The organism is Rubellimicrobium aerolatum, from assembly GCF_017872975.1.
In the GTDB taxonomy this organism is placed as follows: Bacteria; Pseudomonadota; Alphaproteobacteria; order Rhodobacterales; family Rhodobacteraceae; genus Rubellimicrobium; species Rubellimicrobium aerolatum.
The window spans coordinates 32,878-49,030 of the sequence record NZ_JAGGJP010000007.1 but is presented as its reverse complement, the minus strand read 5'-3'; the positions used below and the strand labels follow the sequence as shown (position 1 = coordinate 49,030).

The following is a 16,153-nucleotide window of genomic DNA, read 5'->3' as shown; positions in this document are numbered from 1 at the left end:
GCTGCCCCGCCCTCCCTGCCCGCCGGACCCCGCCCCGGACTGCCTCGCGGATTGCCCGCCGTGCTGACGGAAATCCTGATCGTCGTCGTGCTGATCCTGCTCAACGGGGCGCTGGCGCTGTCGGAGCTGGCGATCGTGTCGGCCCGGCCGGCGCGGCTGCGGGCGCTGGCCGACAGCGGCGACCGGGCGGCGCAGACGGTGCTGGACCTCGCCGCCGATCCGGGGCGGTTCCTGTCCACGGTGCAGATCGGCATCACCCTGGTCGGCGTGCTGTCGGGCGCGGTGTCGGGGGCGACGCTGGGCGTGCGGCTGGCGGGGGTCCTGGCGGCGCGGGGCGTGGACCCGGACTGGGCGCAGACGCTGGGCGTGGGGGGCGTCGTCGTGCTGCTGGCCTACCTGTCGCTGATCGGCGGCGAGCTGGTGCCCAAGCAGATCGCGCTGAAGAACCCCGAGGGCGTGGCGCGGCGCGTGGCCCCGGTCATGGCGGTGGTGAGCCGCGTGGCCGCGCCGGTGGTCTGGGTGCTGGACGCCTCGGGGCGGGGGGTGCTGCACCTGCTGGGCCAGGGCGGCGAGGAGCGGTCGGGCGTCACCGAGGAGGAGGTGCGCGGCATCCTGACCGAGGCGCACCAGGAGGGGGTGATCGAGCCCGGCGAGCGCGAGATGCTGTCGGGGGTCATGCGGCTCGCGGACCGGACGGCGCGCGGGCTGATGACGCCGCGCCGGGACGTGGAGATGCTGCGGGTGGACGCGAGCCCCGAGGCGACGCTGGAGGCGATCCGCCGGTCGGGCCGCCCGCGCCTGCCGGTCCAGGACCCCGAGACCGACGAGGTGCTGGGGGTGCTGTATGTCGTGGACGCCTTCGCGGCGCTGTCGCGGGGCGAGCCGCCGGACCTGCGGCGGCTCATGCGCGAGGTGCCGGTGATCTTCGAGAGCGCGGACGCGCTGGACGTGATCGACGCGCTGCGGAAGTCGCGCAACCACATGGGGCTGGTCTACGACGAATACGGCGGCTTCCAGGGGATCGTCACCACGGGCGACATCCTGGAGGCGATCACCGGCGCCTTCCGCGAGACGGCGGTGGAGGAGCCCGCCATGCACGAGCGCGAGGACGGGAGCCTGCTGGTGTCGGGCTGGATGGCGGCGGACGAGTTCTGCGAGCGGCTGGGCCTGCCGCGCGATCTGGCCGGGGACTACGAGACGGTGGCGGGGCTGGTGCTGAACCAGCTCCACCGGCTGCCGCAGCTCGGGGATGCCGTGGAGGCCGAGGGGTGGCGGTTCGAGGTCATGGACCTCGACGGGCGGCGGATCGACAAGCTGCTGGTGAGCCGGGCGGCGTGAGCGGGGCCCTGGCGGGGAGGGCCGCGCCCCCTGCCGGGGCCTTCTCGCGCCCTTTCAACTTGGCCCCAAATACGCACAGCGCGACGGCGGGGCCGGGCGCGGCCTGTCAGGCTCGCATCCAGCCCAGCCCGTCCAGCGTCGCGCCGCGCGGGTGGTATTCGGCGCTGACCCAGCCCCGGTAGCCGTCGGCGTCGAGGCGGGCGAGGAAGGACCGGAGGTCGATCTCGCCCGTGTCGGGCTCGTGGCGGCCGGGATGGCCGGCGACCTGGACGTGGGTCACGAGGGGGGCGACGGCGGCCCAGGTGGCCAGCACGTCGCCGGTGATGCGGTGGGCGTGGTAGGCGTCGAACTGGAGGCGGAGGTTGGGGGCGCCGACCTCGGCGATGACCTCGGCGGCGAGGGCGAAGTCCTGGAGGAAGTAGCCCGGCATGTCGTGGGGGTTGATGGGCTCGATGGTGAGGGGGAGCGAGGGGGCGGCGGCCGCGGCCCAGGCGAGGTTCTCGACGTAGGTGGCGCGGGCCTCGGGTCCCTCGGCGACGCCGGCCATGAGGTGGAGGCGCTCGGCCCCCAGCGTGGCGGCGTAGCGGGCGGCGCGGCGGAAGTCGGCGCGGAAGCGGTCGCGCGTCTCGGGCACGGCGGCGAAGCCGCGCGGGCCGTCGGCGTAGTTCGGCGGCGGGCCGTTGATGAGCGCGAGGCGGAGGCCGGTGCGGTCGAGCCGGTCGAGGATCTGCGGGGCCGGGAGGTCGTAGGGGAAGAGGACCTCGACGGCCTCGAACCCGGCCGCGCGGGCGGCGGCGAAGCGGTCGAGGAAGGGGAGCTCAGGGAACAGGAAGGTCAGGTTGGCGCAGAAGCGGGGCATGGAAGCGGTCCGGGCGTGAGGCGGGGGCATTTGGGCCGATCAGCGTGGGGGAGCAAGGGCCTTCGGGGAGGCGAGGGGAGCGCCCGACGCCGGGGGCCGGCGCGCAAGGGACGGGCGTCGCGGGGCGGGCGGAACCCCGCCCTGCGGGGGCTGGATCGGGGGCCTGATCGGGAGCCGGGGCGCGGGGGGAGAGGGCGCTTGCGTATTTGAGCCAAGTTGAGAGGCAGGGGGCCGGGTCAGGCGTCGGGCAGATCGGCGGCGGGGATGAGGGGGAAGAAGGTGTCCTGCGAGGTGACGCCGAACCAGTCGGCGCCCTCGTGGGGGCGGGTCTCGCCGAGGTCCGCGAGGCGGTGGAAGGTCTTGCGGTCGATCAGGGCTTCGAGGTTGGCGCGGACGAGGAGGTAGGGGCGGGGCTCGCCCGTCGCGGGGTCGTGCCGGAGGCGGAGGGGATGGGCGGGGCCGGCGGTCACCTCCTCGTCGACGTTGGTGCGGAAGGTGAGGGCGCCGTCGCGGGCGTCCACGTCCACGGCGACGAAGGGGGCGTCGTCCACGGTGATGCCGACCTTCTCGACCGGCGTCACCAGGACGTAGCCCTCGGGGTCGCGGCGGAGGATGGAGGAGAACAGGCGGACCATCGCCGGGCGGCCGATGGGGGTGCCCCCGTAGAACCACGTCCCGTCGCGGGCGATCCGCATGTCGATGTCGCCGCAATGGGGCGGGTTCCAGAGGTGGACGGGGGGCGGGCCCCTGCGGGTCGCAGCTTGCGCGGCGGCGAGGAGGGTCTCGGCGGGGCCGGTCCCGGTGTCGGTGGGCGCGGCGGGGCCGGTCCCGGCGGGCGGGGCGCTCGCGGCGGGGGGAGGCGCGGGGGCGCCGGTCTCACTCTTGTTTGTCTTTCCCATCCGGGGGCCCCGCTCTACCACTAGACACGGAAGCTAGGGGCAGCGAGGGGACTTGTCATGGGCGACGCGGATCTGGTGGGGCGGATCGAGAGCCTGGAGGCCCGCCTCGCCGAGGCCCGCTCGTCCATCGCGCGGCGCTTCATCGGGCAGGAGCGGGTCGTGGACCTGACGCTGACGGCGCTGCTGTGCGGGGGGCACGCGCTGCTGGTGGGGCTGCCGGGGCTGGGCAAGACGCGGCTGGTGGACACGCTGGCCACCGTCATGGGGCTGAAGGGCGGGCGCATCCAGTTCACGCCGGACCTGATGCCGGCGGATATCCTCGGGTCCGAGGTGCTGGAGACGGCGGCCGACGGGACGCGGGGGTTCCGGTTCATTCCGGGGCCGATCTTCTGCCAGCTTCTCATGGCGGACGAGATCAACCGGGCCTCGCCCAGGACGCAGTCGGCGCTGCTGCAGGCGATGCAGGAGCGGGAGGTGACGATCGCCGGCCAGCACCGCCCCTTGGGCCTGCCGTTCCACGTGCTGGCGACGCAGAACCCCATCGAGCAGGAGGGGACCTATCCGCTGCCCGAGGCGCAGCTCGACCGCTTCCTCGTGCAGATCGACGTGCCCTATCCGACGCGGGCGACCGAGCGGGACATCCTGCTGGCCACCACGGGGGCGGAGGAGGCGGCGGCGGTGCCGGTGTTCTCGGGCGGGGAGCTGCTGGACGCGCAGGCGCTGCTGCGGCGGATGCCGGTGGGCGAGGCCATCGTGGAGATGATCCTCGACCTCGTGCGGGCCTGCCGTCCGGGGGCGGACGCGCCCGCCCATGTCAACGAGCAGGTGGCCTGGGGGCCGGGGCCGCGCGCGGCGCAGGCGCTGATGCTGGCGGTGCGGGCCGAGGCGCTGCTGACCGGGCGGCTCGCTCCGTCGCCGGAGGACGTGGCGCGGCTGGCGGTGCCGGTGCTGGAGCATCGGATGGCGCTGACCTTTGCCGCGCGGGCGCAGGGGGCGCGGCTGACCGACCTGATCGGGCGGGTCGCGGCGCAGGTGACGCGCGTCGAGGCGGCGGCGTGAGCGAGGCTCCCGCCCGGCTGAGGGCCGAAGCCGAGACTCAGGCGGGGCCCCTGCCGGCGATGCTGGCCGAGGCGCAGCATCTGGCGGCGACGGTGGTGCTGGGCGAGCACGGGCGGCGGCGCGCGGGGATGGGCGCGGACTTCTGGCAGTACCGGCCCGCGCAGGCGGGGGACGATTCGCGGCTGATCGACTGGCGTCGGTCGGGGCGCGCGGACGCGGCCTTCGTGCAGGATAAGGAATGGCAGACGGCGCAGACGGTCATGGTCTGGGTGGACCGGGGGCGGGCGATGGGGTTCGCGTCGGGGCCCAACCTGCCGGCCAAGGGGCATCGGGCGCGGGTGATCGCGCTGGCCGCCGCGATCCTGCTGGTGCGGGGCGGCGAGCGGGTGGGCCTGGGCGGCGGCGACGGGCTGCCGCCGCGCCGGGGGGCCGCGATGCTGGACCGGCTGGCGGCGGCGCTGGGCGCGGACGAGGCGGGGGAGTATGTGGCGCCCGATACGGGCGGGATGCCGCCCCGGTCGCGGGCGCTGTTCGTGTCGGACTTCCTGGGCGACGCCGTGGGCGTCGAGCGGGCGGTGGCGGAGGCGGCCGACCGGGGGATCAAGGGAGCCTTGTTGCAGGTGCTCGATCCGCAGGAGGAGGCCTTTCCCTTCGAGGGGCGGACGATCTTTGAGAGCATGGGCGGGACGATGCGGCACGAGACGCTGAAGGCGGGCGAGCTGCGGTCGCGCTACCTCGACCGGCTGGCGGCGCGGAAGGACCGGCTGCGCAGCCTCGCGCGGGCGACGGGCTGGATGTTCGCGACGCACCACACGGACGAGGCGGCGTCGCGGGCGCTGCTGTGGCTTCATGCGGCGCTGGAGCGTCGGGCCTGATGTGGGTGCTGGGTCCCCTGGGGTTCACCGCGCCCTGGCTGCTGGTGGCGCTGGTGGCGCTGCCGGTGCTGTGGCTGATCCTGCGCGCCGTGCCGCCCGCGCCGATCCGGCGGCGGTTCCCCGGCGTGGCGCTGCTGCTGGGGCTGGAGGACCGCGAGGCGCAGGCGGATCGCACGCCGTGGTGGCTGATGCTGCTGCGGATGGTCGCGGTGGCGGCGGTGATCCTGGGATTCGCCGGGCCGGTGCTGAACCCGCAGGCGGAGCGGGGGGGCGACGGGCCGTTGCTGGTGGTGATGGACGGGACCTGGGCGGATGCGCGGGACTGGCCGGCGCGGATGGACCGGGCCGAGGCGCTTCTGGGCGAGGCGCAGCGCGACGGGCGGGTGGCGGCGGTCGTGGCGCTGACGGCTGTGGCGGGGGCTCCGGTCTTCGGGGACGCCGAGGCGGCCGCGCGGGAGCTGCCGAACCTGCGGCCCGAGCCGTGGCTGCCGGACGCCGTGGCGGATGCCGGGTGGGCCGAGGCGCTGGGCGCGGTCGAGGGCGGCTTCGATACGGTGTGGCTGTCGGACGGGCTGGCGCGCGAGGGGCGCGCGGCGCTGCTGCGGGTGCTGGAGGACAAGGGCGCGGTGACGGTGGTGCAGGCCCCGCGTCAGGTCGTGGCCTTGAGGCCGCCGACCTTCGAGGACGGGGCCATCGTGCTGTCGGCGGTGCGGACGCCGATGGGGCCGGCGGCGGAGGTGCCGGTGGCGGCCATCGGCCTCGATCCGGCGGGGACGGAGCGGCAGTTGGCGAGCGCCACGCTGGTCTTCGAGGCGGGCGCGGCGGAGGCCGAGGTGGCGGTGAACCTGCCATCCGAGCTGCGGAACCGGGTGACGCGCTTCGAGCTGACGGGCGTGCGGTCGGCGGCGGCGGTGGCGCTGACCGATGACGGGTTGCGGCGGCGTGAGGTCGGGCTGGTCGCAGGCGGGTCGGAGCGGGAGCAGTTGGAGCTGCTCGATCCGCTGCATTACTTGCGCGAGGCGCTGGCGCCGAACGCCGATCTGGTCGAGGCGCCCTTGGGCGACGTGATCCTGGCGAACCCGGACGTGATCGCGATGGCCGACGTGGCGCAGGTGCCGGAGGGCGAGGCCGAGGCGCTGACGGACTGGGTCGAGGCGGGCGGGCTGCTGCTGCGCTTCGCGGGGCCTCGGGTCGCGGCGTCGGACCTCGCGCGGACGGCGGAGGACCCGCTGTTGCCGGTGCGGCTGCGCGCGGGGGGCCGGGCCGTGGGCGGCGCGATGAGCTGGGGGGAGCCGAAGGCGCTGGCCCCGTTCGCGGAGGAGTCGCCGTTCTTCGGGCTGTCGATCCCGGAGGACGTGGTGGTGAACGCGCAGGTGGTGGCGCAGCCGGACCCGACGCTCGCGGAGCGGGTGGTCGCGCAGTTGCAGGACGGCACGCCGCTGGTGACGCGCAAGGCGCTGGGGGAGGGTCAGGTCGTGCTGTTCCACGTGACCGCCAACGCCGAGTGGTCGTCGCTGCCGCTGTCGGGGCTGTTCGTGTCGATGCTGGAGCGGCTGGCGGTGTCGTCGCGCGCCGCCCCGCCCGAGGCGGCGGAGCTGGCGGGGACGGTCTGGGTGCCGGAGGCGGCGCTGGATGCCTATGGGGAGCTGACGCCGCTGGACACGCAGCCGGGCGTGCCGGGCGAGCGGCTGGCCGAGGGGCGGCCGGGGCCGGACCTGCGGCCGGGGCTGTATGCCGGCGAGGACCGGCGCATCGCGGTGAACGCGGTGGCGGCGGACACGACGTTGGGGCCTGCGGCGTGGCCGGGGTCGGTGGCGGTGCAGGGGCTGGAGATGGCGCGGGAGCTGCCGCTGAAGGGGGCGCTGCTGGCCTTCGCGCTGGGGCTGCTGCTGGTGGACGTGGTGGCGTCGCTGATGCTGTCGGGGCGGCTGCGGGGCCCGCGCGCCGGGGCGGTGGCGGGGCTGGCGCTGGTGGCGATGCTGGGCGGGATGCCGGGCGGGGCGGAGGCGCAGGACGCGCCCGCGCCGGTGGTCGAGGCCCCTGCCCCGCCCGAGCCCGATCCTGAGGCCGAGGGCTTTGCCCTCGCGGCGACGGAGCGGGTGACGCTGGCGCACGTGCGGACGGGCGACGCGCGGGTGGACGAGATGGCGGCGGCGGGGCTGCGGGGGCTGTCGAACACGCTCTGGGCGCGGACGGCGGTGGAGCCGGCGGAGCCGCTGGGCGTGGACCTGGAGACAGACGAGCTGGCGTTCTTTCCGCTGCTTTACTGGCCCGTCACCGCCGACATGGCGATGCCGTCGCGGGCGGCCTACGAGAAGCTCAACCGCTACCTCGCGACCGGCGGGATGATCCTGTTCGACACGCGGGACGCGGATCTGGGGGGCTTTGGCACCGCCACGCCCGAGGGGGAGCGGTTGCAGGCCATCGCGCGGGGGCTCGACATCCCGTCGCTGGAGCCGGTGCCGCCGGACCACGTGCTGACGCGGACCTTCTACCTGCTGCGCGAGTTTCCGGGGCGCTTCAACGACCCGGAGATCTGGGTCGAGGCCTCGCCCCCCGACGCGGCGGCCGCCGAGGGGATGCCGTTCCGCGACCTCAACGACGGGGTGACGCCGGTGGTGATCGGCGGGAACGACTGGGCGGCGGCCTGGGCGGTGGACGAGGTGGGGGCGCCGATGCTCCCCGTCGGGCGCGGCATGGCCGGGGAGCAGCAGCGCGAGTTCGCGCTGCGGTTCGGGGTGAACCTCGTGATGATGGTGCTGACGGGCAACTACAAGTCCGATCAGGTGCACGTTCCGGCGCTGCTGGAGCGGCTGGGGCAGTGACGCCCCCCTTGGATAGGACAATGCCTTGACCGCCGACCGGATCATCCTCGACCCCCTGCTGGCGTGGCCCCTCGTCTGGGCGGCCGTGGCGCTGGTACTGCTGGCCGTGGCGCTGGCCGCGTGGCGGGGGCTGGCGGGGTGGTGGCTGCGGGGGCTGGCCGGGCTGGCTCTGCTGGCGGCGCTGCTGAACCCGTCCCTGCAGGAGGAGGAGCGCGAGCCCCTGTCCGACATCGTGGTGGCGGTGGTGGACGAGAGCGCCTCGCAGCGCCTCGGCGACCGGGGCGCGCAGGCCGAGGCGGCGCTGGCGCGGCTGGAGGCGGAGGTCGCGGCGCGGCCCGACACCGAGCTGCGGGTGGCGCGGGTCGGCGACGCCGAGGGGGACGGCGGGAGCCTCGTGCTGGGCGCGCTGGCCGAGGCGCTGGCCGAGGAGCCGGCGGGGCGGATCGCGGGCGTGGTGCTGGTGACCGATGGGCGGGTGCACGACCTCGCCGCCGCGCCGGCGCTGCCCGCGCCGATGAACGTGCTGCTGACGGGGCGCGAAGGCGACTGGGACCGGCGGCTGGTGGTGCGGAACGCGCCGGCCTTCGGCATCCTCGACGAGGAATTGACGTTGACGGTCCGGGTGGAGGACCAGGGGGCCGCGCCCGAGGCCGCGACGGTGCCGCTGACGATCGCGGTCGATGGCGGCGCGGCCATGCGCTTCGACGTGCCGGTGAACGAGGACATGGAGCTGCCGCTGGTGCTGCCGCACGGGGGGATGAACGTGCTCCAGTTCGCGACGCCCGAGGCGGAGGGGGAGCTGACGGGGCGCAACAACGCCGCCGTGGTGCAGATCAACGGCGTGCGGGACCGGCTGCGGGTGCTGCTGGTGTCCGGGGAGCCCCACGCGGGCGAGCGGACGTGGCGCAACCTGCTGAAGTCGGATGCGAGCGTCGATCTGGTGCACTTCACGATTCTGAGGCCGCCCGAGAAGCAGGACGGCGTGCCGGTCGAGGAGCTGTCGCTGATCGCCTTCCCGACCTACGAGCTGTTCGTCGAGAAGCTGACGGATTTCGACCTGGTGATCTTCGACCGCTACCGGCGGCAGGGCATCCTGCCCAACGAATACCTGCGGAACGTCGCCGACTACGTGCGGGCGGGCGGGGCGGTGCTGGTGGCGGGCGGGCCGGAATACGCGAGCGCGGAGTCGGTGTATCGCTCGCCCTTGGGCGAGGTGCTGCCGGGCGCGCCGACGGCGCGGCTGATCGAGGAAGGCTTCGTGCCGCGGCTGAGCGAGGTCGGGCAGCGGCATCCGGTGACGGAAGGGCTGGAGGACCTGGGGCCGCGCGCCGTGGCCGAGGACGGCACCCCCGGCTGGGGCCGCTGGTTCCGGCAGATCGACGTGGTGCCCGCGCCCGAGGCCGAGACGGTCATGGAGGGGCCGGAGGGGCGGCCGCTGCTGCTGCTCGACCGGGTGGGCGAGGGGCGGGCGGCGCTGCTGGCGACGGACCAGAGCTGGCTCTGGGATCGGGGCTACGAGGGCGGCGGGCCGCAACTGGAGTTGCTGCGGCGGCTGGCGCACTGGCTGATGAAGGAGCCGGAGCTGGAGGAGGAGGCCCTGTGGGTCGAGCCTTCGGGCCAGACCATGCGGATCATCCGGCGGACGCTGGGCGAGGAGGTGGCGCCCGTCACCATCACCGGCCCGGACGGGACGGAGACGGTGGTGGAGTTGGAGCCGATCTCGCCGGGGCGGTGGGAGCTGCTGTGGGAGGCGCCGGAGATCGGGCTTCATCGCCTGACGGACGGGACGGAGGAGGCGGTGATCGCGCTGGGGCCGTCCGCGCCGCGCGAGTTCGAGGAGACCATCGCGACGGGCGACGTGCTGGCCCCTATGGTCGAGCCCACGAACGGTGGCGTGCTGCGGATCGAGGACGGGTTGCCGGACCTGCGCGAGGTGCGGGCGGGGCGTCCGGCCGTGGGGCGCGGCTGGATCGGGATCACCCCGCGCGAGGCCTACGCGACGGCCGACATCCGGGTGGCGGCGCTGCTGCCGGCCTGGGCCTTCCTGCTGCTGTCGGCGCTGCTGGTGGTGGCGGCCTGGGTGCGGGAGGGGCGGCGCTAGGCCCGCCGTCGCGCCGCGAGGCCCAGCCCGGCGAGCGCCAGGGCCAGGAGCGGCAGGCTGGCGGGGAGCGGAACCGGCGCGGGGGTCGGCGGGGGCGTGAGCCCGTCCGTCTGCTCGATCAGGAAGCGGCCGCTGGAGGACAGGGCGAAGGGGTCGCCGATGGCGGCGACGTAGCCCGTCTCGCCGAAGCCGTTGCTGCCTTCGGCGAAATACTGGAAGTCGATGGTCACGGAGTCCCCCGGCGCGAGCGTCGCGACCGAGGGGAGCACCACGTCCTGTTCGTCCAGCGTGAAGCGGAAGGACGTGGAAAAGACCCCTTCCTCAATCTCCAGCCCCTCGGCGTCGGGGGACAGGGTGACGGTGCCGAGCTCGCCCGTGGCAGGGTCGCGTCCGACGATCATGCCGTAGTCGAACACCAGGTCGTCCTGAAGGGAGCCGTCGGCGCGGGTGAGCGAGGTGAAGATGCGCGCCGACACCTCGGCGGTGATGTCGCGCGCCTCGGCGCCGGGGGGCAGGAAGTCCCCGATCTGGCCGGCGAAGCGGATCTCGGGCGCGGGGATGAAGAAGCTGGTGCCCAGGGTGATGGTGTCGGGCGTGTCGTTGAGGATCGTCTCGGTGTAGCTGCCGAAGGCGAAGGCCTGGAACGCCGGATCGGCGCCGGTGAAGGAGAAGGTGTTGACGCCGACGCCGAAGTTGCCGAGCGCGTCGCCCGCCGCCGAGGCGAAGCCGGTGCCGACGCTGTTGGGCACCCCCGGGAAGGGCAGCGCGGCGGGCGCGAGGGCCTCGACCGACTGGAGGCCGTTCACGAGGACGGTGGCGGAGTCGAAGTCGTTCGCGTCGGGGAAGCCCGAGCCGCTGGTGAACCGGCCCGAGGCCGTGAGGTCGGCGAGGATGCGGCTGATGGTGGCCGCGCCCGAGGCGGTGGGCAGCAGGGCGGCGGCGAGGAGGGGAAGGGCGAGGGGCTTCATGGCGTCGGGTCTCCGAGCCAGAGGGAAGGGCCAGCGGGGTCTGGGATGGGATCGCGTCGCGTGGGAAGCCTGCGCCCGTTCGGGTCGGGAACCTAGCGGGAACTGGCGAAGTGACGTAGCGTAAGGAGGGATGCGGAGGCCCGGCGCGGCGGGGTGCTGGCGCGTGGGGTGGACGTGGCGTGCCGCGGATCAGGGACGAGGCGCCCTCGCTCCGCCACGCGACGCCGAAGCCGCCGCGCCGACCCGGCCCGCGACCCCACCGGGCGATCACGGGGCCCATCCGGGTCGCGGCGAAGCCAAGCGGACAATCCTTGAATTTGCCATGTTTCCGCCGCCGTGCAGGCGGGTTCGCCGGATATCGTCGATGTCATCGAGGCAAGTAGCCGTATTCAGCCACTTCGGATCGCGTCACGCGGAGTTCTTTGAATCTTAGAGAAAGCTTCCTGGCTGAAGCACACATCCGGCGGCGTCGATCCGTCCTCGAACGAACCCCCGAACTGCTGAGCCCGATGGAGGCGGCGGTGCCGTGGGGAGACGCGCTCGGCACGGAGTCCTTAAACGCATAACGAGGTAACTGGAGTCATGACCACCTATTCGACCGTCGTGGCGACGCGCAATCGCGCGGCGGCCCTGGCGCTTTCGCTGCCGCTGCAATTGGCCCAGTCGCGCCTTCCCGAACAGATCCTCGTGGTCGACAGCTCCGACGATCCCACCCCGAACCAGGACCTGATGGCGCGGCTCCGCCCGACGACCCGGGTCGCGCTCCGGCACATCGTCGCTCCGGCCGGCAGCTCGCTCCAGCGCAACATCGGCCTCGCGCAGGTGGACAGCGACGTGACCTTCTTCCCGGACGACGACAGCCTCGTCCATCCGGGCACGATGGACGCGCTGATGCAGGTCTATGACCGGGACGCGGACGGCCGGATCGGCGGCGTCGGCGGCCATGGCGTGGCCCGCGCCCCCGAAGGCGTCCTGAGCGCGCAGGCGCCCTATGCCATGCGCCGGTCGGACCGGCTCAAGGCGCGCGTGGCCTCCCAGCGGCTCCGCGCCGAGGAGTGGCTGTTCCCCGACCCCATCAAGCTCATCGCCCACCAGATGATGCGCCGTCTCCCGGCGGCGGAGCCGTGGCTGGCCGACCAGCAGGTGACGCGCGTGGAGTTCATCACCGGCTATCGGATGTCCTTCCGGACCGAGGCGATCCGCAAGGTGCGCTTCAACGAGTTCCTGGGCCGCTACGCCCTCCTCGAGGACGCGGACGCCTGCCTCGGCGTGCTGGGCGGCGGCCTCGCCCTCGTGACGGCGCACACGGCCCCCATCTACCACCACAAGTCGCCCGAGCGTCGGACCAACGGGCACCAGTTCGGCATGATGCACGTGCTGAACCGCGCCTACATCGCGTGCCGGACGGGCTTCGTGGACGACAGGCTGCGCGGCAGCATCAAGCGCCACGCCCGGTTCAAGATCATGCAATACTCGCTCGGCGCGGCGTCGCCCTTCGAGAGGGAGCGCCTGGCGGGCGCCAAGGCCGCGGCGAGGCTTCTGGACAGGCTCCTCGACGCGGCTCCGGCGACCCTGGATGCGACCTACCTGAGCCTTCGCGCCGCCTGCGAGCCGACAGCGCAGCGGGCCGAGGAACCGCGGAAGGCTATCCTCACGTCGTAGCGACCGGCGTTCTTGGGGTCGCGGCGAGCCGGGAAGGGTTCCGTGGGCGTTGCGGGCTCCGGGTAGGTCGGCCCGCGCGCCCAAGCCGGCCTCGCGGGCCTGCAGGAGCAGGGGACGGGTAGGACGCCTGTCCCGTCCCCTGCTCCCGCCGCCCCGGACCGAGGAGCGCTCGACCGCGTTGCCCACCGAGAGGACCGGCAAGCCATGGGCCGGTCGCGGGCGACGCGATGGGGCTTGCGGCTCCCGCATCACCGCGAGCCTGGTCCCCACCTTTAAGGACGGATCGGGGTCCAAGCCCCTTCCGTCACTCCTCTCGCGCCCAAGGCTTCCCCACCCGCAACGACGACAGCAGCAGGAGCGCCAAACCGGCGACAGCGGCGACACCCGGACGTCCTTCGTCGCGTGGACCCCGCTCGGGGTGATCCCGAGCCCGCCACGCACCCCGAGGCCAGCAGCACGGTGAGGGCTAGGGCCGTCGTCGCCACCGGCGAGCCGGGGGACAGGCCCTTGCGGGGCGCGGGACGGGGGGGCGCGGCGAGGCCTCGGCCCGGCCCGTCGGAACGCCGGCGAGGCCTGTCCACCTGACTCACCCGTCCGGCTGGGGTTCAGACCGGCCCTGCCGGACGGCGCAAGCCCGATCCGGGTCGGGACGGCAAGCCGGGGATGCCCCGTGGGCATGGTGGCTCATCAGCGAAGGTCCGGCGCCGCGGCCGTGACGCAACAAGGTCCGTCGAGATGAAACCATCCGCCCAGTTCCACGACTTCACTCCGGACCAGACGGCGCGGACCTCCTCGCTGCTGGAGGGCCGGACGTCTCGACCTTCGATGACCTTGTGGCCGTTCCGGCCCTCGACCCGCTCCAGGACAGGACCGGCCTCCGCATGGGGCCGACGCTGCCCATCTACGCGCCTCCACGGAGCTTCCTTCCGGAGTCCAAGCGACAGAGCATCGTCACCGATGTCGGTCGGAACTGCCCCAGGGAGATGGCGATACCGGACGATCTGCCGGTCGTGGACGAGCCCGTGCTCTTCATCGGCTCCCTGCCTCCCCATCATGGGCAGCTGACGCTCGACATGATGCGGGATGGCCGATTCATCCGACATGGGTCGCCCGCTCCCGGCCCGGCCGGGAGGTCCGTCCGGAAGGTCGGGCCGGAAGGTCGGGCCGGAAGGTCGGGCCGGAAGGTCGGGCCGGAAGGTCGGGCCGGAAGGTCGGGCCGGAAGGTCGGGATCGCAGGAGCCCGCACGAGCCTGTCGCGGACGGGAACGGGTCTCGGCCGCGACGGAGCGGGCCCCTACCGCTCCGCCAGGATGTCGTGGGGGACGGAGGCGAACTCGCGGCCCAGGAGGGTGACGGTGACGACGACCACCGCCACGGCGAGGGGGAGGGGGCCGGCGAGCCAGACGAGGGAGCACAGGGAGAAGTACATCGAGCGCAGGCCGCGGTTGAAGTTGTAGGCGGCGCGGATGTTGAGCTCGGCGGCGCGCTCGCCCCGGGGGGCGGAGCGGGGGTCGGCGGGGTCCATGGGGATCGCCGCCATCATCACCGAGCAGTAGCCGAAGACGCGGTTGGCCCAGACGAACTTGAGGAAGGCGTGGGTGAGCAGGAGCGCGCAGGGCAGCAGCCGGATCTGCCAAAGGAGGGCCGAGGTCTCCTCGCGGCCGATCTCCTCGGCCAGGCCGGTCAGCGGGGTCACGTTGCCGATGAGCGCGAGCACGCCGCCCACGGCGAGGATCGCGGTGGAGGCGAAGAAGGAGGTGCCCTGGCGGAGCGAGGCCATGATCTGCGCGTCGAAGATGCGGTTGTCGCGCAGGAGGAACTCGCGCATCCATTCGCGCCGGACCTGGGACATGAGGACGGTGATCGAGGGGCGGCCCTTGGGGGGATGCTCGGTGATCCAGCCGGTCGCGCCCCAGGCGGCCAGGAGCAGGAGCAGCGCGAGGGCGTCGCCCCAGCCGAGCGACTGGGCGAGGGTGGCGGGGAGGAGGCCGTTGGCGAGGGCGTCGAGCATGGCGGGAGCCTATGCGACGCCCGCGCCGCTTGCCAGCCGGGGGCGCGGGGCCTAGACACGGTGGGCCTTGGAGGAGGCCCCCGCATGGAGATGCCCGTTCCCAGCCCGGCGATCCTGGCGCGCAAGGCGCCGATCGTGGAGCGCCTGCGCGCGGTCCTGCCGTCGGGCGCGGTGATCGACGATCCCGCCGAGACGCGGGCCTACGAATGCGACGCGCTGACGGCCTATCGGTGCCCGCCGTTGTGCGTGGTGCTGCCCTGCTCCACGGCGGAGGTCGCGGCGGTGATGCGGGTCTGCCACGAGGAGCGGGTGCCGGTGGTGCCGCGCGGGGCGGGCACGTCGCTGGCCGGGGGGTCTTTGCCCACGGCGGACGCGGTGGTGCTGGGCGTGGCGCGGATGACGGCGGTGCTGGAGGTGTCGCTGGAAAACCGGTTCATCCGGGTGGAGACGGGGCGCACGAACCTGTCGGTTTCCATGGAGGTCGAGGCGGAGGGGTTCTTCTACGCGCCGGACCCGTCGTCGCAGCTCGCCTGCGCCATCGCGGGGAACATCGCGATGAACTCGGGCGGGGCGCATTGCCTGAAGTATGGGGTGACGACGAACAACCTGCTGGGCGCGACGGTGGTGCTGATGGACGGGACCGTCGTGGAGATCGGCGGGCCGGAGGGGGAGGCGCTGGGGCTGGACCTGCTGGCCGTCGTCTGCGGGTCGGAGGGGCAGTTGGGGGTAGTGACGGAGGCGTGCCTGCGCATCCTGCCCCGGCCCGAGGGGGCTCGGCCGGTGATGATCGCGTTCGACCGGAACGAGACGGCGGGCGACTGCGTGGCGGCGATCATCCGGGCGGGGCTGGTGCCGGTGGCCATCGAGTTCATGGACCGGCCCTGCATCGAGGCCTGCGAGGCCTTTGCCAAGGCCGGGTATCCGGTCTGCGAAGCGCTGCTGATCGTGGAGGTCGAGGGGTCGGAGGCGGAGATCGCCGACCAGCTTCGCCGGATCGCGGACATCGCGCGGGGGTTCGGGCCGCTGGAGATCCGGGAGGCGAAGGACGGCGCGGAGGCGGCGCGGATCTGGCTGGGGCGGAAGTCGGCCTTCGGGGCGATGGGGCAGATGGGGGACTACATCTGCCTGGATGGGACGATCCCGGTGTCGCAACTGGGTCCGGTGCTGGGGCGGATGCGGGTGCTCGCGGACGGTTATGGGCTGCGGGTGGCGAACGTGTTCCACGCAGGCGACGGCAACATGCATCCGCTGATCCTGTTCGACGCCAACAGCGCGGATGGGCTGAAGAAGGCCGAGGCGCTGGGGGCGGACATCCTGCGGCTCTGCGTCGAGGTGGGGGGGTGCCTGACCGGGGAGCATGGGGTGGGCGTCGAGAAGCGCGACCTGATGGTGGACCAGTTCCGGCCCGAGGATCTGGAGGCGCAGATGCGGGTGAAGGACGCCTTCGACCCGGACTGGCTGCTGAACCCGGCGAAGGTGTTCCCGCTGGCGGTGAGCGCGGGGCGGAGGGCGGCGGCGTGAGCGGCATCGGTCGGAGGGGGGCTCTGCCCCCCGCT

The 16,153-nt window shown here is 73.8% G+C and carries 11 protein-coding genes; 7 read left to right on the top strand and 4 right to left on the bottom strand.

Annotated elements, in window-relative coordinates:
- Nucleotides 1-60: 60 nt before the first annotated feature.
- On the top strand, nucleotides 61-1,338 hold the full coding sequence (locus tag J2Z33_RS09615) for a hemolysin family protein (protein WP_209840278.1): 1,278 nt from the start codon (nucleotides 61-63) through the stop codon (nucleotides 1,336-1,338).
- 106 nt (nucleotides 1,339-1,444) lie between these two features.
- On the opposite strand, the gene J2Z33_RS09610 is transcribed toward J2Z33_RS09615, so the two are convergent.
- On the bottom strand, nucleotides 1,445-2,197 hold the full coding sequence (locus J2Z33_RS09610; RefSeq protein ID WP_209840275.1) for a hydroxypyruvate isomerase family protein: 753 nt from the start codon (nucleotides 2,195-2,197) through the stop codon (nucleotides 1,445-1,447).
- Nucleotides 2,198-2,433: 236 nt separating this feature from the next.
- Nucleotides 2,434-3,096 (bottom strand): DUF1285 domain-containing protein, encoded by a 663-nt coding sequence (locus J2Z33_RS09605; RefSeq protein WP_209840273.1) that lies wholly within the window; start codon nucleotides 3,094-3,096, stop codon nucleotides 2,434-2,436.
- A 57-nt stretch (nucleotides 3,097-3,153) separates the two neighbouring features.
- Between J2Z33_RS09605 and J2Z33_RS09600 the strand changes: the two genes are divergently transcribed.
- The 4 genes from J2Z33_RS09600 to J2Z33_RS09585 are packed head-to-tail and all read left to right on the top strand — an operon-like array spanning nucleotide 3,154 to nucleotide 9,956.
- Nucleotides 3,154-4,155, top strand: a complete 1,002-nt coding sequence (locus J2Z33_RS09600) for an AAA family ATPase (protein WP_209840271.1) — start codon at nucleotides 3,154-3,156, stop codon at nucleotides 4,153-4,155.
- A complete protein-coding gene (locus tag J2Z33_RS09595) occupies nucleotides 4,152-5,030 on the top strand; it encodes a DUF58 domain-containing protein (RefSeq protein WP_342454157.1) in 879 nt (292 codons plus the stop codon). Before J2Z33_RS09600 ends, J2Z33_RS09595 begins: the two co-directional genes overlap by 4 nt.
- On the top strand, nucleotides 5,030-7,855 hold the full coding sequence (locus tag J2Z33_RS09590) for a DUF4159 domain-containing protein (RefSeq protein WP_209840269.1): 2,826 nt from the start codon (nucleotides 5,030-5,032) through the stop codon (nucleotides 7,853-7,855). Before J2Z33_RS09595 ends, J2Z33_RS09590 begins: the two co-directional genes overlap by 1 nt.
- A gap of 25 nt (nucleotides 7,856-7,880) precedes the next feature.
- Nucleotides 7,881-9,956 carry a hypothetical protein gene (locus J2Z33_RS09585; protein ID WP_209840267.1) on the top strand — a complete coding sequence of 692 codons (2,076 nt, stop codon included), beginning with the start codon at nucleotides 7,881-7,883 and terminating at the stop codon, nucleotides 9,954-9,956.
- On the opposite strand, the gene J2Z33_RS09580 is transcribed toward J2Z33_RS09585, so the two are convergent.
- The gene (locus J2Z33_RS09580; protein ID WP_209840265.1) at nucleotides 9,953-10,924 is read right to left on the bottom strand and encodes a hypothetical protein; all 972 of its coding nucleotides are present in this window, start codon (nucleotides 10,922-10,924) and stop codon (nucleotides 9,953-9,955) included. The two genes, J2Z33_RS09585 and J2Z33_RS09580, sit on opposite strands and share 4 nt — an antisense overlap.
- A 582-nt stretch (nucleotides 10,925-11,506) precedes the next feature.
- On the opposite strand from J2Z33_RS09580, the gene J2Z33_RS09575 reads away from it, so the two are divergent.
- Nucleotides 11,507-12,586 (top strand): glycosyltransferase family 2 protein, encoded by a 1,080-nt coding sequence (locus tag J2Z33_RS09575; RefSeq protein ID WP_209840263.1) that lies wholly within the window; start codon nucleotides 11,507-11,509, stop codon nucleotides 12,584-12,586.
- A 1,294-nt stretch (nucleotides 12,587-13,880) separates the two neighbouring features.
- Here J2Z33_RS09575 and J2Z33_RS09570 read toward each other — a convergent pair.
- Complete coding sequence (locus tag J2Z33_RS09570) at nucleotides 13,881-14,597, bottom strand: DUF599 domain-containing protein (RefSeq protein WP_209840261.1); 717 nt, start codon at nucleotides 14,595-14,597, stop codon at nucleotides 13,881-13,883.
- A gap of 84 nt (nucleotides 14,598-14,681) precedes the next feature.
- On the opposite strand from J2Z33_RS09570, the gene J2Z33_RS09565 reads away from it, so the two are divergent.
- A complete protein-coding gene (locus J2Z33_RS09565; RefSeq protein WP_209840259.1) occupies nucleotides 14,682-16,118 on the top strand; it encodes an FAD-linked oxidase C-terminal domain-containing protein in 1,437 nt (478 codons plus the stop codon).
- Nucleotides 16,119-16,153 lie beyond the last annotated feature (35 nt).